This window comes from Leptolyngbya sp. FACHB-321 (assembly GCF_014695975.1).
Lineage (GTDB): Bacteria > Cyanobacteriota > Cyanobacteriia > Leptolyngbyales > Leptolyngbyaceae > Stenomitos.
In genome coordinates this window covers 187,204-208,289 of record NZ_JACJPI010000081.1, presented here as the reverse complement: position 1 = coordinate 208,289, position 21,086 = coordinate 187,204, and the positions used below count along the sequence as shown (strand labels likewise).

Below are 21,086 nucleotides of genomic sequence, written 5' to 3'. Positions count from 1 at the left end.
TTCTGTCGTTCCACAATGCCATGCACTCTAGCTCCTCTGCGCCAACTGAACCACCTGCGTCTGACCAACCCGTGATCTTGGGCTTTGATCCAGGGCGACGCAAATGTGGTCTAGCTGTGCTTGGTGTCGATCGCACGTTGCGCTACCATCAAGTCGTTGAAGCAGAGACAGCGATCGACACCATTCAAGCACTGCGTCGCCAATTTCCGATTTCACTGCTGATTATGGGCGACCAAACCACTGCCAAAGACTGGAAGCAAAAACTCGGTCAGGCTTTCACCGATCCACTTCGCATCATCATGGTGGATGAACGACACAGCAGCCTAGAAGCCCGTGATCGTTACTGGCAAATGTACCCAGCTCAGGGGCTAACCAGTCTCATTCCCCAATCATTTCGTACCATCCCACGCCCAATCGACGACATCGTTGCCATTTTGTTAATTGAGCGGTACTTAGAGCGCTTAGTGAACTGAGCGGGGAAGGCAGGTAGAAGACAGAAGGCGAAAGGTAGAGGCAGAGGACAGAATGAACTCAAAAACCTCTTTGCTTTCCCTTCCACTCTTTGCTCTTTGCCCTTCCACCGCTTCATCCTTCTCCCGCTTTCCTTCACACTAATTCACACATCTTCAACTGTCTTGGTTACAGGTACAATTCACGGTACGCTAAGAAAGCATTTAGAGCGATCGAAATTGACTATGACTGCTTTTTCCACCTCTGAGTCGGCGACCTCGACCACGCTTCCACCCTCCGATTCGCGCGAGCGCGTCAGCCAGTTTCTTCGCAGCTTGCAAGATCAGATTTGTCAGGGTTTAGCACAAGTTGATGGCAAAGGAACGTTTCAGGAAGATAGCTGGGTACGTGAAGATGGCGGTGGTGGTCGATCGCGCGTGATGCGAGAAGGCGACGTTTTTGAGCAGGGTGGCGTCAATTTTTCGGAAGTATGGGGCAAAGATCTGCCGCCCTCGATCGTCATGCAGCGCCCCGAAGCCAGAGGCTATGAGTTTTATGCCACGGGCACGTCGATGGTCTTACATCCACGCAATCCCTACATCCCCACAGTTCACCTCAACTATCGCTACTTTGAAGCTGGTCCTGTTTGGTGGTTTGGAGGGGGGATTGATCTCACACCCTACTATCCCTTTGCGGAAGACGTGGTTCACTTCCACCAAACGCTGAAGCAAGCGTGCGATCGCCACCATCCAGAGTATTACCCCACATTCAAGCTCTGGTGCGACGAATACTTCTACTTGAAGCATCGTCAGGAGACACGTGGCGTTGGCGGTATTTTCTTTGACTACCAAGATACGCAGGGCATTCTCTACCCAGTTGCTTACCCCGGTTCTCAAAGCGATACGGCAGCAGCTCGCCATAGCCAGTCTGTTGGTACAGTCCATAACCGCAACTGGGACGATCTCTTTGGTTTTATCCAAAGCTGCGGTACAGCCTTTTTGCCTGCTTATTTGCCAATTGTTGAACGGCGGCGTTCACACGAATATGGCGAACGTGAACGCAATTTTCAACTTTATCGGCGTGGACGCTACGTCGAATTTAACCTCGTGTACGATCGGGGCACCATCTTTGGCTTGCAGACTAACGGACGCACTGAGTCGATTCTGATGTCGCTGCCCCCGCTTGTACGTTGGGAATATGGCTATACCCCAGAACCCAACACTCCAGAAGCTACCCTCTACGAAACCTTCTTGAAACCACAAGATTGGGTCAACTGGACATTACCATCCCAAGAAGTCTAGGATAAACTACTGGTAGGATATTTTTTGCACCCATATTGCAAGCTGTGTGATGGTCACACTTAACTCGTTTACGCCTGTAATGTGTGTCAGGTCATGCTTAAAGGGCGATGTTATTGCCTTTCTCTAGGGAACTATTGCTTGAAGGGGTTATGTAGCTTGATACAGACCTTGATCGTCGAGACACAGCGCAAAGCTTCGGTTAAAATCGCCAACATAACCACCGTTCTTAGGAGAGGGTAAGTGTTCCCTATGGAGCAAAAATCAATTCACATGGAGCAAAAAACCCATACGACCCAAGACGGGACGATTGTCATCGTTTTAACGCCTACGGGGCGGCTTGACATTACAACGGCATGGCAGTTTCGGTTAAAGCTACAGGAATCTATTTCTAAGCTCAGCCACCATGTAGTCGTCAATCTGGGTCAGGTTAACTTTATTGATAGCTCTGGATTAACATCGCTTGTTGCTGGAATGCGCGATGCCGACAAAGTACGCGGCAGCTTCCGCATTTGCAACGTCCATCCTGAAGCGAAGTTAGTGTTTGAAGTGACGATGATGGACTCGGTGTTTGAGATTTTTGAAACTGAGCAAGAGGCACTAGAAGGCGTACCGAGAGGCATTGCGAGTTAGGTTAACTTGTTTTGCTGGGAATCATACAGCCGCAGACTGCTTTAATTTGGGCAGTCTGTTTTCGTTTGCGTACTGTTAAGCAGAGCGATCGTAGCAATGGCTTTGCAGAACTCTCTTTGGGAAATAGGCATACTCTAACGAAAAAGGAGCTTTTCAAATTTTCCTTGTGTAGCGAAGGCTCCTACTTTGACGTAAATTTGGCGCTTTGCGTGCCTTTTTTTCACTAGTAGCGTACCCTTAACAAGAAGAACGCTATAGGTAGCAGTTGATTTGACAAAGTATCGTGAGCAGCTTTCGCTTTTTTCAGTGTCTGAGCAAAAGACGTTGGGCTACGCTACCCAGCCAGCAGAAGGGTTGAAAATTAGCGCTGAAGCCTTGCAGACATGGAAACAGCGGCTTTTTCACTATCAGCAGCAGGTGACGATCTCGCCACCCTTACAGCAAGGCACGTTATTTGACGCGCCTGCTCCGAAGGCAGACCCAGATAGTCTTGATCCGTTTAGCTTGTCGCAGCAGAATACAGAATTCTGGCGCTGGAAAGCGAGCGATCATGGTGTAGCAGCACTTTACTTTGTCATTGACTACACGCTGCCAATTCTGCTCTACGTTGGCGAGACGGTGAAATCTGGACAGCGATGGAAAGGCGAACATGATTGCAAGCGTTATCTGCTGAACTATCGGCAGGTTCATTACCAAAATCAGCTCGAAACCTTGCTAGGTATCGCGTTTTGGTCATTGGCACCAACGCAGACCCGTGATCGCCAACGCTTAGAGTCTGCACTGATTTCTAAGTGGCGGTCGCCATTCAATAAGGAAAACTGGGCTTTTTGGGGCACTCCGTTTACAGGCACAGGCATTAGTTAGCGCCAGACATAGGAGCAGTTAGTAGCAAAAGACACAAAAGCCTTACGTGTTTCTAGCCTCCCTTTATAGCGACTTTACCTATTTGTCTCTTCCGCTCGCTACCGTAGAAACAGGTTGGGTCACTTAGACACCAACACCAAGAGACAAGCGAGATGGACAGCAACGGGGGGCTTGTTGCTGTCCATCTTGTTTTGAGAGGTGATTCGTTTTGGGGCTTAAAGAATACATCAACAGCGATCGCGCAAATTTCGGCTGCCTAAGCAGCATTTACGCCAGCGTTTTTGCGACCGCTTTATTACTAGCCTGTTGAGTGCGGACAACCCACTCGATAACCTGTTGCCCCAAGCGAATGTCGTCCAGACGATCGATCTCACGGATACCTGTAGGGCTAGTGACATTCACTTCGGTCAGGTAGCCGCCAATAATATCAATGCCAACAAACGCCAGACCATCACGTTGCAGCGTGGGCGCAAGTTGAGCGCAGATTTTAAGCTCTCTTTCGGTGATGGTGGTTTGAGCAACTCTGCCGCCTACTGCCATATTGCCCCGAAATTCGTTGCCAGTTGGAATCCGGTTGACAGCCCCGATTGGTTCACCATCCAGCAAAATAATGCGTTTGTCGCCATCTTTTGCTTCTGGCAAATAGGTTTGCACCATCACAGGGACTTGCCCCTGATTGGTACTAATTTCGACCAGTGAATTAATGTTGCGATCGCCCGCTTCCAAGATGAGAATGCCTTCTCCTGCCTTGCCACCCAGGGGCTTCAAAACTGCCACGCCTTTGCGCTCCACAAACTGCCGGATCACCTGCTTATCCTGGCTCACAATTGTTTCTGGAATCGCATCAGCAAATTGCAGCGCGTACATTTTTTCGTTGGCGGCTCGAATGCCTGCGGGAGAGTTGACCACCAACGTTTTAGCAGGATCGATATAGTCCAAAATATACGTGGCGTAAAGGTAAGGCACTGTCACAGGCGGATCAGTCCGCATAAAAACGGCATCCATTGCCTCTAATGGTAAGAGGGCGCGATCACTCACCTTAAACCAGGGATTAGCCGCGCTCCACAGACCCTCAACAAGTGTTACTGGTGTAAGGTCAACACGCTCTAACGGTGCCAAGGCTTTGCCGTCCACAACACTCAGTTGTGCTGCCTGCGTTATCCAGACTTCGTGCCCGAGCACCTGTGCGGCTTCCATTAAGGCAACGCTGGTATCGTGCCCAGGGTCAAGTCGCTGGATCGGGTCGATGATGAATGCAAATTTCACAGGGTTTAACCTTTGTCAGTGGTCAATGATTCAGATGGCAGCATTAGTCGAGCCGTGGTTAGTAGGCGGACTGTAGGCTGGAAACGGTAACAAGTTTAGCTAGCTTGCCGTTTAGCTAGCTTGTAGGAGTGAATCGAGCTTGCCCTGTGCATTCAACGCTGTCATATCATCACACCCACCGATGTGTTGATCATTAATAAAGATCTGCGGTACAGAACGTCGACCGTTTGCGCGTTGAGACATCTTACTTCTCGCTGGTTCATCGCCATCAATGCAATATTCGGTGTACTCGACACCTTTGCGATCGAGCAGTGCTTTTGCCCGAATGCAGAAGGGGCAAGTACTCCAGGTATAAATCTCGACGTTAGCAGCCATAGGTTTCTCAACTCCAGCGTTCAGTCTTCATTTTAGGGCGTGAAGATGAAAAACGTAGAGACTAAGCCTATTCGGGAACACGTTCTAACGTTTCAGAAGCATCTGACTTGGGCAACAGGAGCCGAATTGCCATCATTGCAAACCCAAGTGCTGCTGTAAGCTTGACCAGACGCGCTGGTAGAAAGTAAGCAGTACCTTCGCCAACGAAGACACCCAGCAGACTTGCCAATAAAAGAGCAGCAGCCGTGCCAAAAAAGATGGTGCGAGGCGCTTTTGAGTTGCCGCTGAGGGCGATCGCTGCTAGTTGGCTTTTGTCGCCCAACTCCGACAGAAAAACCGTGATAAAGCTGATGCCTAAAAGATGCCAATCCATAGAAAGTTTTAAGTTCTGAGTTTTGAGTTCTAAGTTTTGAGTTCTAAGTTTTAAGTTTTGAGTTTCAATCCATGTCGCAATCCTTCCCTACATCCTCATAACATCCAGAAAGAGCCAGAGGGAGAGGAACGCCAACATGATGCCAGCAGCGGTATCGAGCGTTTTGGGCGAGACGCGGGATGATAGCCATTGACCAACGAGAACACCAAGCAGGCTTGTTGTCACTAAAGCAGCAGCAGCCCCTGTAAACACAATCCACGGCGCATGAGACTCAGCAGACATCAGGAGCGTCGCCACCTGAGTTTTGTCGCCCAACTCAGCCAAAAAGATCGTGATAAAGGTAGTGCCAAACACTTTCCATTGGGAGTTGGCACCATCTTTAGCGATCGACGAGGGTGCAGCCACCGCAGAAGGGGCAACAGTCGGCGCGATCGTGCTGCCAGTCAGTTGATGATGGGGCGTGCCTTCAGTCTTTGGCAACGGTTCTGGTTCGATCAATACTGGTTCCGTCAAAAGATAAGCTTTGCTAAACGGTTTAACCAGATGAGTCGTTTCTAGCAAAGGAGTGATGTCAACAGCAGACGATGAAACTTCCACGGCAACTCTAAAAAGAAAAGGAATTGGCTTTCATTTTCTTTTCATTATCTTCAACTTATTGCTAAAGGTCAATGTTGCTAATGGGTCCGATGCCAACCTCACGCTCGAAGCGGAGTTGCTCCAGACTGCGATCGCCATAGACACCTTCAATCTGCTCTTGGCAGCAAGCGATCGCAAAGTCGTTCAGTTCAGTTGGTTCCACCCCAAACAGATCTTGAAAAACGTCTGGTTCAACGCGACAAAAGCGGGGGCGATCGTTGTAAACGCTGCATTCGCGGGTGGCTTTGTCAAAGTGCACACACCAGCCATCATCACCAACCATGCTCAGGTAAAGCGCCAGTTCTGTGGGTAAAAGGTAGTCTTCTAAATCGGGTCGATCGGTTGGGTCTAGGTGGCAACAGGCACCACACTGCTTTACACAGCGCCAAGTTGGCATGAGAGTGAGGGGTAAGGGGAGAAGAGTAAGGAGGGCTTGTGTACCTAAAGATGGCTAAAAGTAAGGTTTTGCGTCCCTCTATTTATGTTAGAACGTTTCGAGGTTGGCACGTTTTGAGTGCGGAGTTGAGGCTGACGGTTGACAACTCAATCTATCCACATAGCCCTTCGTCGAGCTTAACGGTTCGAGCGCCTGAGAGTGCACCGATTCAAGCTTGATTGCTATTTTAACTTTTGTTAACTTTCTTAGAACTGGCATAAGCAGCCAGATAAGATTTGGTTGTTGCGGAAAAGTTACGTCCGCGCATCAAGTTTATTTTAGTGACTGATAGGGAGTAAGGACATGGAATCGATCATTCAGCTTGCGATGTTAGCCGCGGTCGTTATCGCTGGTCCTGTTGTAATTTTTCTGCTGGCAGCTAGTGGTGGCGATCTCTAGAGCAACAGCTTTCTTTCTGCAAGTACCTGCTTTTTGACTGCACACGTTGTAAATGAGTCGTGTCAGTTGCTTTAACGCTGTACTTGCCTGAACGTTTTTCGGATATGAGAGAGTAGTGACTAGCCCGATTCACGTCGGGCTTTTTTATTGAGAGTTTTTTGGGTATGGTGCAGCCTGATCAAGTGTTTGGATGAAGGTTCGTAGTGCCTGAGTATAGCGCTCTCCGGCAACTTGCTCGACATCGTTATGGTCTGCACCGTCCACTATGAGAAATGTCTTAGGTTGATTGGCACGATCGAAGAGTGCTTGCCCATGCTGAAGCGGAATTGTGCGATCGCGAGTGCCGTGAATGAAGAGCATAGGACAAGGAACAGCACCAATTTTGTTGATATTGGGAAACTTGTCGAAGGGAAAAAGAGGGACATGGGTAAGCACCCGAAATGTAGATTTGAAGCCGCTTTCAACCACTAACCCAGCCACAGCCTGACGGGTCGCCAAATCAATGCTAGGACCGCTGCCCACCGATCGCCCATAGGCAATGATGCGGTTGGGTGGCTGCTTTAGCGTTGTCGTGAGGTAGCGGTAGGCAGCGTCAATATCTTGATAAGCAGCCTGTTCGGAAGCACTACCCTGGCTAGTGCCATAGCCCCGATAGTCATAGGCAAAAACATTCACACCGATCGCCTGGATCTGTGTCAGACGCGGACGAATATCTCCCAGGTCTTCGGCGTTACCGTGGCTGTAAAGGATAGTGTAGGTTGCCTTGGGGTGAGGTAGATAGACGGCAGAGATTTGTATATTGGGGGCGCTGGCAAGCTTGAGCGTTGTCCGATCGTCCTGATAGCTCGAAGGCTGCGGTTGAAAGATCTGGCGATCAGCAAAAAAGAAGGCATAAGCACCGAGCGCCAGGTAAATGAAAAGGACTGATCGCACCACTCGCCCCACAGAAAATTTACCCAGCAAAAGCAGTCTGAGACTGTCATGCGGGCGGGTTCGATCGGTATCAAGTGCCAATAATTGTGCTCCTATTTAATCCCAGTGCCGTTAATTTGCTGAGCTAAGTCAGCCCTAGTTTAAGTGGATTAACACTAACGGATTGGAATAAGAGCCTACAGAAACGTTCTGGCTTCTGGCTCTTTTTCATGCCTGGAATGGATGCAGTGCCTTGAGGCTATTTGTAAACCTCGATCGCCTCGACACGCAAGCAAAACGCGCCAGGTGTAAAGTGCGGATTCAATGCTCCGTCATATTCAAACTTGCTCAACATCAGTTGCAAGGAGCGAATCTGAGCCGAGTTAAGCGATCGCGCCGTGGGCTGAGTTTTAGCCCGAAATACCGGCACCATCTGCACGAAGGGAATTTGAATCGTCACCCACTCCTGGGCGATCGTGTCAAACGAATAAGCATAGGCAAGGCTATCCCAGCTATCTTCGTCACGCAGTAGTAGCTTGTAGCGCTGTCCATCGCCTTTAACCCGCAGTGCCACACCTGTATAAGCAGCTAAGTTTAGCGGTGGCTCAAAATTACGAGTACGAGCGGAGGCAAAGCCGCCAGAATTAGCGGTCGAGACGATGCCGCTAAAGCTTGCTGCCCCTTCGTTTAGCTGAAAGGAACTGTTGCTCACCCCACCCATAACAACATCATCAAGGGCACCCCACGTTTGGTTAAGGGCAGCATTGGGTTGGCGAAAGTCAAACAACACATCGGCTTGGGGTTGCAGATTGGGAAGCGGAGTTGAGCCAAACACCATTTTTTGGAACCAGCTAACAACAGGAATTGTTTCAAAGTAAGTGAGGGTTTGCCAAAAGCGTCCGGCATCCCACATTTGGCGATCGCGCTGAGACATTTTGAACACCTTTAAATCAATCACACAAACGGTGACAGAATGCTTACCACTCTACTATGACCGATCGTCTGTCCGTGTCCTCAGCCTCTGGGGTAAAGGCGATCACGGCAGCAAAAAAGCAGGGCATACAGTTTTTCTAGGATCCGCTTATGCGTTTCGGTAAAGAACTTGCCTAGCCAGTGGTGGATCATCGAGAAACGTAGTGTGAGCAAATGATTTGCCAGCAGGTTTTGGGCTTGTGCTTCTAGTTCCTCGCTGTCCAGTTCCAGGTCGTTAAAGGCGATCGTAAGCGTAACGGTTGGTTCACCTGCCATGTGTATGCCTCAGAGATTAATCGCTGTACACACGATAATCAACTCAACTGCCCTTTTTCCAGTGCCATCACTATCTAGAGTGTTTTGTAAGCACAGCGATCGTTGGGCAGAGTTTGTACAATAGCGGAGAGTAGTTGGCTACGGGTGTAGATCGATCGAGAATACTTACAGACGTATGACGCAAGAGGCAGAGCATGAGCAGTAGCGGCGAAGAAAAGGCAATTGCCCAGGAGATCAAGACTCAGCTTTGGATTTTGGGCGGCTTGGTTGTCGTAATGTGGGCAGTCGAGATTCTTGATCAGTTTGTGTTTCGGGCGGGGCTTCGCCAAACGCTGGATATTTACGGCATTTATCCACGTAATGTTGTTGGTTTGCGAGGCATTCTGTTTGCGCCCTTTTTGCATGGCAACTTTGCACACCTCATTGGCAACACGGTGCCGTTTCTGGTGCTGGGTTGGCTGATTATGCTGCGCGAAACCAGCGATTTCTTTTGGGTGAGCCTTGTCTCTGCCTTTGTCAGCGGTTTAGGCACCTGGATGTTTGGCTCTTCTGCAATCCACATTGGCGCGAGTGGCGTGGTCTTCGGGTATCTGGGCTACCTGTTAGCAAGGGGTTATTTTGAGCGCAGCATGACGTCGATCGCCATGTCGCTCTTTGTCGGCACCCTTTACGGCAGCCTCCTTTGGGGTGTACTACCCACACAGATGGGCATTTCCTGGGAAGGGCATCTCTTCGGCTTTTTGGGTGGTGTGCTGGCAGCACGACTGCTAACACCGAAGCGGAAAGTGTCGGGAGTTTAGGGAATGGGGAGTAGGGAGTAGGGAGTAGGGGAAGCAAGGAGGCAGGGGAAGCAAAAGACGCTTTGAGTTCATACAGCCGTTATCTTCTGCCTTTTGCCTTCATCCTTCTGCCTTTTGAATAACTGGTAACGCTTTTGACAAACGCAACAATTATTGGCTGTGGCTATGTGGGCAAAGCGGTTGCTCAACGGTGGCGATCGACGTTGACAGTAACGGCAACGACGACAACGCCTGATCGCGTGGCTGACCTAGAGTCAGTAGCACAGCGGGTGCAAGTGGTGAAAGGAAACGATGAGGCAGGAGTGCGATCGCTCCTTCAAGATCAAGCGATCGTCCTACTCAGTATCGGTGCGCCAAATGCGAATGCCTATGAGGAAACCTATCTGCAAACGGCAAAAACATTGGTAGCAGCGCTCAAAGATGCTCCAACAGTGCAGCAGGTAATTTATACGGGCAGTTATGCGGTGTATGGCGATCGGCAAGGTGGTTGGGTCGATGAGACTTCAGACATTGTGCCTGCAAACCGTAATGGTGAGCTTCTAGCAGAGACAGAGCAAATTTTGCTTGCTGCCAGTGATGTGCTTAAGGTTTGCGTTTTGCGTTTGGGTGGTATCTATGGTCCGGGGCGCGAGTTGACCAAAATTTTTGGGCGAGCAGCAGGCACTACACGACCAGGAAACGGAGAGGATGCCGCCAACTGGGTACATCTGGATGACATTGTGGGCGCGATCGACTTTGCGCGGCAGCAGTCATTAACGGGAGTCTACAACCTGGTAGGGACGGTGCCAACTACAACAGGAGTCTTGCTAGAGCGGCTGTTTGCGACTCACGGGTTGCCCAACGTGACGTGGAATGTGTCGCAGTCTAGCACTCGCCCGTATAACGCTAGAGTGTCGAATCAAAAGCTGCGCGAGGCAGGCTATCAATTTCTCTATCCACAGATCCTGGAGACGGTGTAATCTAACGAAAGCGATCGCGTAGGGACATTACACCGTCCTTACAGGAATGTATAGGATTTTTTATGACTACAGCGCTGTCTAACCCCTTAAATGCTGCCGCAGAGACGCTGCATGACCGGATCGATCGCCTTTATCACCAACCTTTGCCCGATTTACTTTTTAAGGCGCAGCAAGTCCATCGAGAGCATCACAATCCCAACGCGGTGCAGCTTTGTACCCTTTGCAATATCAAAACGGGGCTGTGTCCTGAAGACTGCGCCTACTGTTCTCAAAGCGTTCACAATAAAACAGAGCTAGAGCCACAGCCATTAGCCGATATTGAAACGGTGCTGGCTGAAGCGAAAGCCGCGAAGGCACATGGATCGACCCGCTTTTGCATGGGTGCTGCCTGGCGAGAGGTGAAGGATGGTGCCCAATTTGAGCGAGTGCTAGAAATGGTGCGTCAGGTTGCGGCACTGGAGTTGGAAGTCTGCTGCACGTTGGGAATGCTCAAACCCCATCAAGCGAAACGTTTGAAAGAAGCGGGACTGACGGCATACAACCACAATCTCGATACCTCACCGGATTACTACGGCAAGGTGATTACCACGCGCACCTATCAAGATCGCCTGGAAACCATTCAAGCCGTTAGCGCCGCTGGTATTTCGGTTTGCTGCGGTGGCATTCTTGGCATGGGTGAATCGGTCAGCGATCGCCTCGCCCTTTTAGCAGCACTGGCAGAGCTTGATCCGGTGCCAGAGTCGATTCCCATCAATTGTCTGGTGCCTGTTGCCGGAACGCCGCTCAAAGATACGCCCCCTGTGGATGCCATCGAGCTAGTGCGGATGGTGGCGACCACGCGGATTTTGTTTCCACAGGCGATCGTTCGCCTCTCTGCCGGACGCTTGCAAATGAGCGATGAACTGCAAGCGCTATGCCTGTTAGCGGGAGCTAATTCTATCTTCACAGGACCAGTGCTGTTAACCACTCCAAACCCTGAAACCACACAGGATGAACAGTTGTTGCAGCGGCTGGGCATGGTGCCGAAGGAGATGGGATAAAGGCTGAGGGCTGAAGGCGAAAACTCAGGAGTATAACGTTGTAAACGCGACAAGCAAAGCAGGGGCAGTAGCGATAGAAGAAGTCAAAACCCAAAAGTTAAACCTGCCTGATGCAAACAACTTCTACGGTAAAATCTAGTGTTTGAAAATTATCTCTAAGTGCGTGAGGCAGCATTGTGCAGAAGTTTGTTCCATTAGAAGCACCAGAGCCGTTTGCAGTATTGGGTTTGCCTGTTCATTTGCTAAATGATTATGCCGGGTGGCTGGTTTCATGTGCACAGCAGCAACAGGGCTGTCATGTGGTGACGTTGAATGCGGAAATGACGATGGCAGCCGAGCAAAATCTGCCGTTAGCAACCATCATTCGGCAAGCGGATCTGGTGATTCCTGATGGTGCGGGGATTGTGCTGTATCTGAAGCTGTATGGTCGATCGACGCAACGCTGTCCGGGGATTGAACTGGCAGAATTACTGCTGCGCGAGTTTGGACGATCGCCCTCGCTCGGTACGGTCGCCTTCTTTGGCGGGAAACCAGGAGTCACGCAGCAAGCGGCAGAAAAGTTGCAGGCGCGAATGCCTGGATTGGCGATCGCCATCACCCAGCACGGTTACCTCACTGCCGACGACACTCCACGCTTTCTACAAATGCTAAAGGAGACTCAGCCTCGACTCATTCTCGTTGGCTTGGGTGTGCCCCGACAGGAGTTTTGGATCGCTGAACATCGTCACCTTTGCCCCAACGCAATTTGGATTGGCGTGGGTGGCAGTTTCGATATCTGGGCAGGCGTCAAAACTCGCGCTCCTGGGTGGCTGCGCGACAATCATTTGGAATGGGTTTATCGCCTGTATCAAGAACCTTGGCGCTGGCGACGGATGCTAGCGTTACCCCAATTTGCCTGGCGATCGCTAGTGTATCGGGTGACGCAAGGGCATGCTTAGAAAGTAGCCAATGGAAAATACAGTGGTTGAACTGGAAGACATTCAGCACAGCGATCTAGTGCTTTACCAGGGACACACCTATATACTCTCAGGCAAGATTGGATCAGGCTTAATCGATCCTACAAGACAGGGGCTTAGACCGACGATCGTCCCTCAGCATTTGGAGTGTCGCTGTCGCTGCACCTACACGATCGTGAGGGCTTCGCTTTTTCTAATCAGGCTCGCTCTTGTCTTAGAAAAAGACTCGTCAACAGCCCATATAGCAGCACCTAGCATTTTGGGGCAGAGACCTACGATCACTGTCCTTAACTCGTACACCAGAAGAACTAGCTTCTTCAGTACTAGCCGCGAACTCATCACCAGGACTACAACTGTAAGCCTTGAAACATGGTCTTTCATGACTAATACATGCAGTCAACCAGTACCCTTTACAGGTAGCCTACTGCTTTGTGACGGCTTCGTTGGAGAAGAGATGACAATTAGCGTCGTGCTTGATAATGGCAAACCGGCTTTACTTCCATACCGAGGCACATACCCTTCTACGCGCTATCAAACCGTCTACGAACTGACCTTTGAGCAGGGCAAGCTAGTGAAAACAACGGATCGATCATCAGATATTGAAGCCTATCGTCAGATTACGCAGGCAGAACAATTACAACCCGGCGATCGGGAAAAGTGGCAAACAAAGATCAGACCCTGGATTAGCGCGTACCATGATTTGACACACCTAGACCAGGATTACCTGGATTAATCTGGACTACTGAGTTTTTGCATCATGCTATACCAACAAGGACACAGGGCAATGGTGCAAACCTACTGTTCTTTCCATAGAATTCAGAGACTTTAGAGTGAACGCTCAGAGATCATTCACCACGGTTTAGGCATTACGGACTATCAATGAGAAAGCCCAATCCTTTGACTTTTGTGGTGTAATAGGTGGATTCTGCGAGTGTTGATAGCATATGACTCAGGTTTTGAACGGTCAAGCTACCAGAGGTAGTGCCATCCCCACAGCCCATACCAGCCCTGCCAATGGGGGCGATCGTGCCACGCTGCGAGATGCGATCATCACGCTGCAAGGAGTAACCAAGACCTATGACAACGGCAGTCAGGCACTGGTAAATCTCAACCTGGAAATTAAGCGGGGCGATTTCTTGTTCATCACAGGTCCGTCTGGCTCTGGGAAATCAACACTGCTGAAGCTGCTGTACGGCGAAGAACGTGTCAATGATGGTGATGTAAGGGTAGACGGCTATGATCTAACAACATTACGAGGCGATCGTCTGTCTCAACTGCGCCGTCGTATTGGTATTGTCTTTCAGGACTACAAGCTCATTCCCCGTCGTACCGTGCTGGAAAACGTAGCGTTTGTCCTCTGGGCACAAGGGCTACCGCGCAAAGAAATTCATCGTCGCTTGCAGCCCGCCCTCAAAATGGTGGGTTTAACGCATAAAGCAAATTGCTTTCCAGAGCAGTTGTCGGGTGGAGAACAGCAGCGCGTCAGCATTGCACGGGCGATCGTAGGCACACCACCCATCTTGCTAGCAGATGAACCAACCGGAAACCTTGATCCAGAAAACTCCTGGCAGGTCATCAAAATTCTCAAAAAGCTAAATTCAGTGGGCATTACCGTGATCGTCACAACCCATGATGAAAGCTTGATTCGCCTCTCCAACCATCCAGCAGTGCAGCTTCGCAACGGCTACCTTTATCGCCCGAAAGGCTAGCAAACGCTGATGACGATCGACGACCTGACCAAATTGCTACAAGTGCTGATTTCACTGGTGCAGGCACTAAGCTGGCAACTGCTGATTCTCTTCATCCTGGTTTACTTTGGTGCGCCACTACGGAATTTCGTCAACAACCTAGGCGAATTCACCTTTAGAGCCGGTGCATCCGGTTTAGAAGCAACAGCAAAACGGCGCATTGAAGCAGGTGTGTTGTTAGGGTCAGCCGCCGCTATCAAATCGGGCGACGCAACGCATAATCAACCCCAGCTTCCAGGTGCCAACGAAGCAAAGGAAATCGCTACAGTGGTAAGCCAAACGATGAAGCCCAAAGTAGCCCAACAGCTTGCCACTGCCTCAGTGCTCTGGGTTGACGATCATCCCGCAGACAATGCCCACGAAATCCGATCGCTTGAGGCACTCGGCATTGCGTTTACCATCTGCCCATCGGTACAGGACGCACTAGAAAAAATTCGGCTTATGCCGTATCACGCGATCGTTTCTGATATGCGGCAAACAGGCACCAACTCGGCGGGCTATCTGCTGCTTCAGGAGTTGCAGCGCCTCGGTGTCAAGACACCCGTCATCGTCTACGGTAGCTCGAATGAAGCCCGCTTAAAGTTTGAAGCACGCGAACAGGGAGCCTTCGGCAGTACTGGCGATCCGCAGGAGTTATTTAGTCTTGTGACGATGGCAGTGCAACAACGGTGAGGAGGAAGAGATAAAGGGTGAATTAGAAAGACGGCTGGCAAAAGCTCCCTCTTCAGTCATTCACCTTTTCACACTTCCCACTCTCATACCGTCACCGCAGGTTCTAGCCCCAGTTCTGTCATCAACCGTGCAGCATCAAAATTTTCTGCCATTGAGTTGCAGATGTACTCGACTTTAACGGGTTCCTTGACGCGCACTTTACCAAAGGCACGATCGACAATCTCAACGGTTGTCAGTGTATCTAAATCAACTGACAGAATAGGAATCTCTAGATCTTCAGCACGATTGAGAATGGCTGGTGAAGGAGGCATTTGTCCAGTCAAGATCAGGCATTGAGTGGAGGTTTCCAGCGCGGCAAGCTGAATGTCGGTGCGATCGCCCCCAGTAACCACCGCCATATTGCGCCCTTTGCGAAAATACTTCAGCGCTGAATTGACGTTCATCGCGCCAATGCTGAGGCTTTCGACCATTAGATCCAACCGATCGCCACGACACAGCACCTCGGCTTTAAGCTGGCTGACCAGTTCACCTACGCTGACACTACGCAGTAAAGCGCTGCGCGGTAGCAGCCCAAAAACTGGAATACCCCGCTCTTCTAAGTACGGTTGTACAGTTGTTTTGACTTCTTCAAAACGGTCTTCAGGAATGTCACTGATCAACACACCCAGAAGTCGATCGCCCAAGCGTCGTCTTGCAGAAATGAGTGCGCCGACAATCAGCAGTGAGTGAAAGCGTGCCACCAACAAAATTCTGGCATTCACACCTTCTGCCACCTGCCGCAACGAGAGGTCAAACAGGCTGCCTTCCTCCAGATTCGCTGGACCTTCGAGCAGTACCAGATCGGGACCCCGCATTTGAAGATATTTTTTGAGCGCCTGCGGATAGTCAACGCGATCGTCACCTCGAATGCGCCTTTGAATCGTCGGCTCATCCAGCGCCAAAATGGTTGGTTGCAGGCGATCGGCGGGCAAGTGGAGCACATCAGCAACAAACTGTACATCTTCTTCAATGCTGGTTGCGTCTTTGCTCCAGCAGGTTCCTAGCGGCTTACCATAGCCCAAATCTAGCCCTTGTGCTTTTAAGTAATGAGCAATGCCAAGCACCGTTGCGGACTTGCCGCTATAGGCTTCGGTCGATCCAATTAATAAGTATCTGGCGGCTTTTGGCACACTCTCACTCCCTACGATAATCTGTACTGCTGAATCTATACTGCTGCCCGATCGCGCCAACCCACTCATAGCGTTCCTGAACAAAGCGCTGTCCTAAAAGAGTAGCAAGGACGAAAAACATCCTGCTATTTAGCAACGCTTCTACTAGCATCGATCAGAAAGCAATTGCTATTGTATCGAGCAATTCATCCTCTCATATCCGCATATCCCACACTGTAAATTATGCATCTCCTGGCAAGTTTGCATCAGGGTCGGGCTGACGCATTCCAACTAGTGGGCACTCCTTGTCTAGCAGCAACAGGCTCAAACCCATTCACTTCTCTCAGAATATAAACAGGACGATTTTTGACTTCTTCGTAAATGCGTCCAATGTATTCACCCAGAATACCAATGCTAAAAAGCTGCACGGCTCCTAAGAAAAAGATGGCAACAGCGATCGTGGCATAGCCGGTAAGCGGTGAAACAGGTGAGAAAAAGCGCCAGTAGAGTACTAGAGCCGCCATTACGATCGCCATCACTGCCGCAAATAGCCCTACGTAGGTGGAAATGCGAAGAGGGATTTTAGAGAATGACACCAAGCCATCAATCGCCAGTGATAGCGATTTACGGAACGTATACTTTACCTCACCCGCAAAGCGAGCGTCGCGCTCAAACGGAATCGCAATTTGCCGAAAGCCTAACCACGATCGTAGCCCTCGAATGTACCGATTTCGCTCTGGCATAGCATTGAGGGCATCCACGACGCGCCGATCCATCAGGCAAAAGTCGCCCGTATCGGTTGGAATATCAACATCCGCAAGCTGGCGCAGCAACCGATAGAAAACATATGCCGTCAGGCGCTTAAACCAGCCCTCCCGATGGCGCTGCACTCGTTGGGCATAAACCACTTCATAGCCCCGTCGCCACTCGTCTGCCAGGTCAGGAATCAGTTCGGGCGGGTCTTGTAAATCAGCATCCAGCACCACGATTGCCTGCCCACGGACAAAATTCAGTCCCGCAGTGACCGCAATCTGATGCCCAAAGTTACGGGCAAAGCTGAGGTAGCAAACGCGGTGATCGCGATCGTGTAGCTCACGCATCATTGCCAGTGAGCGATCGCTGCTGCCGTCATCCACCAAAACTAGCTCGACAGCACCATCCATACTGTCCATCACCACACTCAAACGGCGATACAGTTCCGGTAGCGTGGCTTCCTCATTAAAGACGGGCACGATGAACGAATAGGTAGGCTGCATAGTTATCTATCCTGCGGATCAAGTCGCTTTGAGGGCGCATCAGGTGGCGGACTGGCTGCACGCGAAGAGCGTCGCCGACGGTACCAGGTGGAACCTCCAATCAGGATACCAGTCAGAGCCAACGCTCCTACTAAGGGCAGCAAGTCACCTGTGCGGACGGCTCTTAGACCAGAACTACCCAGCAACACATAGGGCAAAATGCCAGGAGTCGTGCCGAGCAGCGTACCAAGCAAATAATCACGGTAGCTGACAGAGGTAAGCCCCGCCGCAAAGTTGAGTAACCCGTAGGGCATAAACGGCACCAAACGGATCGCAATCATGTAGAACAGACCGCCTCGACGAATTTCGACATCCAGTGTTTGCCAGCGTCCAGACAGTTTACGAGCGATCGCCTTACGTCCGATAGTACGGGTAAAGGCAAAAGTGGCGATCGCGGCAATCATCGCTGCCACACTTGTCCACAGCGTCCCTAGCCAGGGACCAAACAGTGCCCCACCCAATAGATTTAGCGGCGTCGAAGGCAAAATGAAAACGGTCGCGATCGTATACAGCAGAATGTAAAGCAGCGGTGCCCAAACGCCCGCCGATTGCAACCATCCCTGAAGTTGCACGATGTCAATGCGTCCCAGCACAGACAGTATCAAAGCCATTGCCGCAATGCCGCCAACGGTAAGGAGAAGGCTGATTCTGCTGATTTTTAAGTGCCGCACAAGGTTTAGGCTGAGAAGGCTGAAAAAACAAAAGAGCGAAGGTGTGTTGTCAGGCGATCGCTAGCCTAACGCTCACGTCCACTTACTCTACACCTGGCACCTACTAGACGCACAGCATCTGCTCAAAGCCGCTGCCCCTATTGCCCTAGCTTATTTGGAATGCCCTCACAGCCACCCGGAATCGAACTGCGAGTTTTGGCACCTCCCCAAGCACAACAATATTCGCGCTGTTCTTGAGACATATGGACAGCGCCTGTGAAATCAGCATTTTCCACTACAGCCCCGGTATAGGCTCCGGTGCGGTAATCGGGCAGTTCAGTTTTGCTACGGGGGCTAGCTGTTGCCGCTTTGCCGTAGAAGAAACGGGTGCCGTTTAAGTCCGAGCCACGCAAACTTGCCTGACAGAGAATCGTACCGGAAAAGTTAGTTCTAACCAGATCGCAGCCGCTCAGGTCAGCGCGAATCAGGTTTGTTTCACTCAAGTCAGTCCAGCGTAGATCGGAATTTGATAGGACGGCTCCTGCTAGCATTACACCCAGATCAATCACCCGCACGCCGTACACGCGATCTTCTTCATAGCCACCCGTACCATCCAAAATTGCCCGCCCCAGCCGTTGGTCGCGTTTTAGCGGACTTAGTAGGCGGGCACGACTGAGAAAGCGAATAATTTTGGCTTTGCCGCCGCCATCAACGCTACTGAGAATAGCGGCAGTGCGTCCTTCTGCAATCGCACGTTCCTGCGGCCAGTCTTCTAGCAAGCCGTCTTCATCCAGCACCAGGTCAGAAATACCTTGAAAAAAGCTGTCGATCGTCTGCTGTTGCGTAATGAGGTTTTGCTGAATGGTCAGGTCCTTTTCGATCACGTACTGTCGCCACGCAATGTAAACCGCCAACAGCGCAATCAAAATTTGTCCGACCGCACCAAACACTTCACCCAGAGCGCCGACCGCATCCCAGTTTGCCTGAGCCAGCAAACCGCCAAACCAGCGATCGACCCCAATAAACTTTAATAGCGTAACCAGGGCAATAAAGCCACCCACGAAGGCGATCGGCACCGCAACTTCCTGACTGGAGAACAGCTCACTAATAAAAGGACGCAGAAACGGAAGCCAAAGCACACGAAAAGACGTAACTAGGGCGATCGTGGCACCGATAAACCCCAACCAACTTAGATTAAACACCAAACCCACGACCATTACAGCCGTTGCACCCAGCACGATCGCGGTAGAGGACACGCGGCGAGGTGACTCAAAAAGATTGGACTGCGCGATCGGACCAGGGACAACAGACGGGAGAAGCGATGGCACCGACTGATTCACCGCAGAAACATTGACAGGGGACGCAGCACTATGACCCAAGCCATTACCGTTGCTGGTGGCTAGACCGTCGCCCTCAGCACGAGCCGTCTCGTTCAGTGGCACATTTGAATCAGGAGCGTTGGGAGTCATCGTCACACTTCTAAACGACAGGCAAATTGCCGTTGCACTCTTCTCTATTGAATCACTTCAACTTGATAAGCCACCGCCCACAAGACAACTTTCTCACCATAGGCTTAGAGTTCAAACCGTTCTGCGCCCATAATGCCAATTATGAAAGTGAAAGCGACAGGGTGGCAATCAAGGACCAACAGCCTGCTAGTCATGGTTTGAGCCGTCAAGAAGAGGCAATCGCCAATCACTGCAAGGTAGGGCAGTTTGCCAATATTGCTGTTGGTTACTACTCAATACCGATCGGTTGCAAATACTGCGGCTCGAGTAAAAAGGTGCCATTAGCAAAGCGTACGCTCCAATAGTTGCCAGGACGCTGGTTGACGACAACGCCTTCTGCACCGATCGATAGCACTGTCGGAGGACGCAACATTGGCATGGGATCAGCCGTCTTGATGAAGCTAGGAAGAGCAACGAGACGAACGCGATCGCCCATCGAGATCTTTTGGGACATACATTTAGACCATCTTTATGAGTTAGCCTGACAGACCAACAACCGCATCTTAACCCTTGCCAAGCAGCTAGAGTAAACCCGAAAGGCTTAAAGTGAACGATATAATGCTCAAACGCTCCAACACATCTGCCGCCTCTCACCTGCTGCTTAGTTCCATGTCGCTACAGCAAAAAATCAGCTTTTACCTGGACGACATTGAAACGCCGATTGGCAAGGCGATTAATTTAAGTGTTACAGGTTTGGTGCTGCTGTCGTCAGCCATTTTCGTTGCCCAGACGTATCCGATTCCAGAGCTACTACGGCTGACGTTAGATGCGATCGACAAAAGCATTCTGGTCATTTTTGCGATCGAATATCTGCTGCGCTTTTGGTGTGCTGAAAACAAGATCCGCTTTTGCTTCAATCTTCTTTCTCTGATTGATCTGCTAGCAATTTTGCCACTTTTAATTGGCATTTTTAATCTCAGCTTTATTCGTGTTTTCCGCTGGTTTAGGATTCTACGGCTCCTTCGCTTTATCGAAGGTAGAACGATCTTTGGTTATGTCACGACAGAAGACAGCGCCATTTTCGCTCGTATCTTTTTGACGCTGTTTATTATCATTTTCGTTTTTTCTGGGCTAATTTATCAGGTCGAGCATCCAGCGAATGCTCAAGCCTTTCGGACATTTCTTGATGCCGTTTATTTTTCGGTTGCCACGATGACGACGGTGGGTTTTGGTGATGTCACGCCTATCTCAGAAGCGGGTCGCCTCTTAACCGTGCTCATGATTTTAACGGGCATTGCGCTTATTCCCTGGCAGTTGGGCGATTTAGTGAAGCGGCTGGTAAAAACTGCCAATCAGGTACAGAGAACTTGTACAAACTGCCAGCTAGCGCTCCATGATGCCGATGCCGTTTTTTGTAAGCACTGTGGGATGAAGCTAGAAGCGATCGCGCTAGCAATGCCTAGATCCGAGCCTTAAGGCT

26 protein-coding genes are annotated in these 21,086 nt (G+C 50.5%); 13 read left to right on the top strand and 13 right to left on the bottom strand.

Features of this window, described 5'->3' with window-relative positions:
- The first annotated feature begins 20 nt into the window (after positions 1 to 20).
- From H6F76_RS24385 to H6F76_RS24370, 4 genes are all read left to right on the top strand, one after another.
- Positions 21 to 473 carry a pre-16S rRNA-processing nuclease YqgF gene (locus H6F76_RS24385; protein ID WP_190512346.1) on the top strand — a complete coding sequence of 151 codons (453 nt, stop codon included), beginning with the start codon at positions 21 to 23 and terminating at the stop codon, positions 471 to 473.
- A 222-nt stretch (positions 474 to 695) separates the two neighbouring features.
- A complete protein-coding gene (hemF, locus tag H6F76_RS24380) occupies positions 696 to 1,751 on the top strand; it encodes an oxygen-dependent coproporphyrinogen oxidase (RefSeq protein WP_190512146.1) in 1,056 nt (351 codons plus the stop codon).
- A 249-nt stretch (positions 1,752 to 2,000) separates the two neighbouring features.
- Positions 2,001 to 2,381: an STAS domain-containing protein gene (locus tag H6F76_RS24375; RefSeq protein ID WP_190453800.1), complete on the top strand. Its 381-nt coding sequence runs from the start codon at positions 2,001 to 2,003 to the stop codon at positions 2,379 to 2,381.
- A gap of 270 nt (positions 2,382 to 2,651) precedes the next feature.
- Complete coding sequence (locus H6F76_RS24370) at positions 2,652 to 3,245, top strand: GIY-YIG nuclease family protein (RefSeq protein ID WP_190512144.1); 594 nt, start codon at positions 2,652 to 2,654, stop codon at positions 3,243 to 3,245.
- A gap of 267 nt (positions 3,246 to 3,512) precedes the next feature.
- Here the strand turns inward: H6F76_RS24370 and gshB are convergent, their stop codons facing one another.
- The 5 genes from gshB to H6F76_RS24345 all read right to left on the bottom strand — a co-directional run bounded on the left by gshB (position 3,513) and on the right by H6F76_RS24345 (position 6,292).
- A complete protein-coding gene (gshB, locus tag H6F76_RS24365; RefSeq protein WP_190512143.1) occupies positions 3,513 to 4,511 on the bottom strand; it encodes a glutathione synthase in 999 nt (332 codons plus the stop codon).
- A 111-nt stretch (positions 4,512 to 4,622) separates the two neighbouring features.
- Positions 4,623 to 4,886 (bottom strand): glutaredoxin 3, encoded by a 264-nt coding sequence (gene grxC / locus H6F76_RS24360; protein WP_190512141.1) that lies wholly within the window; start codon positions 4,884 to 4,886, stop codon positions 4,623 to 4,625.
- A gap of 67 nt (positions 4,887 to 4,953) precedes the next feature.
- A complete protein-coding gene (locus H6F76_RS24355) occupies positions 4,954 to 5,259 on the bottom strand; it encodes a TMEM165/GDT1 family protein (protein WP_190512138.1) in 306 nt (101 codons plus the stop codon).
- Positions 5,260 to 5,346: 87 nt separating this feature from the next.
- Positions 5,347 to 5,856 (bottom strand): TMEM165/GDT1 family protein, encoded by a 510-nt coding sequence (locus H6F76_RS31180; RefSeq protein ID WP_347276110.1) that lies wholly within the window; start codon positions 5,854 to 5,856, stop codon positions 5,347 to 5,349.
- A gap of 61 nt (positions 5,857 to 5,917) precedes the next feature.
- Positions 5,918 to 6,292, bottom strand: a complete 375-nt coding sequence (locus tag H6F76_RS24345; RefSeq protein ID WP_190512136.1) for a YkgJ family cysteine cluster protein — start codon at positions 6,290 to 6,292, stop codon at positions 5,918 to 5,920.
- 342 nt (positions 6,293 to 6,634) lie between these two features.
- On the opposite strand from H6F76_RS24345, the gene H6F76_RS24340 reads away from it, so the two are divergent.
- The gene (locus H6F76_RS24340; protein ID WP_190453822.1) at positions 6,635 to 6,730 is read left to right on the top strand and encodes a photosystem II reaction center protein Ycf12; all 96 of its coding nucleotides are present in this window, start codon (positions 6,635 to 6,637) and stop codon (positions 6,728 to 6,730) included.
- Positions 6,731 to 6,874: 144 nt separating this feature from the next.
- On the opposite strand, the gene H6F76_RS24335 is transcribed toward H6F76_RS24340, so the two are convergent.
- The 3 genes from H6F76_RS24335 to H6F76_RS24325 all read right to left on the bottom strand — a co-directional run bounded on the left by H6F76_RS24335 (position 6,875) and on the right by H6F76_RS24325 (position 8,890).
- On the bottom strand, positions 6,875 to 7,744 hold the full coding sequence (locus H6F76_RS24335) for an alpha/beta hydrolase (protein WP_190512134.1): 870 nt from the start codon (positions 7,742 to 7,744) through the stop codon (positions 6,875 to 6,877).
- Between the two features lie 157 nt (positions 7,745 to 7,901).
- The gene (locus H6F76_RS24330) at positions 7,902 to 8,576 is read right to left on the bottom strand and encodes a CIA30 family protein (protein WP_190512132.1); all 675 of its coding nucleotides are present in this window, start codon (positions 8,574 to 8,576) and stop codon (positions 7,902 to 7,904) included.
- Between the two features lie 80 nt (positions 8,577 to 8,656).
- Complete coding sequence (locus H6F76_RS24325; protein ID WP_190512130.1) at positions 8,657 to 8,890, bottom strand: hypothetical protein; 234 nt, start codon at positions 8,888 to 8,890, stop codon at positions 8,657 to 8,659.
- Between the two features lie 194 nt (positions 8,891 to 9,084).
- Between H6F76_RS24325 and H6F76_RS24320 the strand changes: the two genes are divergently transcribed.
- The 7 genes from H6F76_RS24320 to H6F76_RS24290 all read left to right on the top strand — a co-directional run bounded on the left by H6F76_RS24320 (position 9,085) and on the right by H6F76_RS24290 (position 15,065).
- Positions 9,085 to 9,690, top strand: coding sequence for a rhomboid family intramembrane serine protease (locus H6F76_RS24320; protein ID WP_190453837.1), 606 nt, complete (start codon positions 9,085 to 9,087; stop codon positions 9,688 to 9,690).
- Between the two features lie 134 nt (positions 9,691 to 9,824).
- Positions 9,825 to 10,649 carry an NAD-dependent epimerase/dehydratase family protein gene (locus H6F76_RS24315; protein WP_190512128.1) on the top strand — a complete coding sequence of 275 codons (825 nt, stop codon included), beginning with the start codon at positions 9,825 to 9,827 and terminating at the stop codon, positions 10,647 to 10,649.
- A gap of 62 nt (positions 10,650 to 10,711) precedes the next feature.
- Positions 10,712 to 11,689: a biotin synthase BioB gene (gene bioB, locus H6F76_RS24310; RefSeq protein WP_190512127.1), complete on the top strand. Its 978-nt coding sequence runs from the start codon at positions 10,712 to 10,714 to the stop codon at positions 11,687 to 11,689.
- A gap of 176 nt (positions 11,690 to 11,865) precedes the next feature.
- Positions 11,866 to 12,627 carry a WecB/TagA/CpsF family glycosyltransferase gene (locus tag H6F76_RS24305; protein ID WP_190512126.1) on the top strand — a complete coding sequence of 254 codons (762 nt, stop codon included), beginning with the start codon at positions 11,866 to 11,868 and terminating at the stop codon, positions 12,625 to 12,627.
- Between the two features lie 472 nt (positions 12,628 to 13,099).
- Complete coding sequence (locus H6F76_RS24300; protein WP_190512125.1) at positions 13,100 to 13,378, top strand: hypothetical protein; 279 nt, start codon at positions 13,100 to 13,102, stop codon at positions 13,376 to 13,378.
- 211 nt (positions 13,379 to 13,589) lie between these two features.
- On the top strand, positions 13,590 to 14,354 hold the full coding sequence (gene ftsE, locus H6F76_RS24295) for a cell division ATP-binding protein FtsE (RefSeq protein ID WP_190453853.1): 765 nt from the start codon (positions 13,590 to 13,592) through the stop codon (positions 14,352 to 14,354).
- Positions 14,355 to 14,363: 9 nt separating this feature from the next.
- Positions 14,364 to 15,065, top strand: coding sequence for a response regulator (locus H6F76_RS24290; protein WP_190512124.1), 702 nt, complete (start codon positions 14,364 to 14,366; stop codon positions 15,063 to 15,065).
- Positions 15,066 to 15,148: 83 nt separating this feature from the next.
- On the opposite strand, the gene H6F76_RS24285 is transcribed toward H6F76_RS24290, so the two are convergent.
- From H6F76_RS24285 to sipA, 5 genes are all read right to left on the bottom strand, one after another.
- Positions 15,149 to 16,234 (bottom strand): DRTGG domain-containing protein, encoded by a 1,086-nt coding sequence (locus H6F76_RS24285; RefSeq protein ID WP_190512342.1) that lies wholly within the window; start codon positions 16,232 to 16,234, stop codon positions 15,149 to 15,151.
- Between the two features lie 245 nt (positions 16,235 to 16,479).
- A complete protein-coding gene (locus H6F76_RS24280; RefSeq protein ID WP_190512123.1) occupies positions 16,480 to 17,469 on the bottom strand; it encodes a glycosyltransferase family 2 protein in 990 nt (329 codons plus the stop codon).
- A gap of 2 nt (positions 17,470 to 17,471) precedes the next feature.
- Positions 17,472 to 18,119 carry a TVP38/TMEM64 family protein gene (locus tag H6F76_RS24275; protein WP_190512340.1) on the bottom strand — a complete coding sequence of 216 codons (648 nt, stop codon included), beginning with the start codon at positions 18,117 to 18,119 and terminating at the stop codon, positions 17,472 to 17,474.
- Positions 18,120 to 18,316: 197 nt separating this feature from the next.
- The gene (locus H6F76_RS24270; RefSeq protein ID WP_190512122.1) at positions 18,317 to 19,627 is read right to left on the bottom strand and encodes a pentapeptide repeat-containing protein; all 1,311 of its coding nucleotides are present in this window, start codon (positions 19,625 to 19,627) and stop codon (positions 18,317 to 18,319) included.
- Positions 19,628 to 19,895: 268 nt separating this feature from the next.
- Positions 19,896 to 20,120, bottom strand: a complete 225-nt coding sequence (gene sipA / locus H6F76_RS24265) for a regulatory protein SipA (RefSeq protein WP_190512121.1) — start codon at positions 20,118 to 20,120, stop codon at positions 19,896 to 19,898.
- A 104-nt stretch (positions 20,121 to 20,224) separates the two neighbouring features.
- Between sipA and H6F76_RS24260 the strand changes: the two genes are divergently transcribed.
- The gene (locus tag H6F76_RS24260; RefSeq protein WP_242036829.1) at positions 20,225 to 21,082 is read left to right on the top strand and encodes an ion transporter; all 858 of its coding nucleotides are present in this window, start codon (positions 20,225 to 20,227) and stop codon (positions 21,080 to 21,082) included.
- The last annotated feature ends 4 nt before the right edge of the window (positions 21,083 to 21,086 follow it).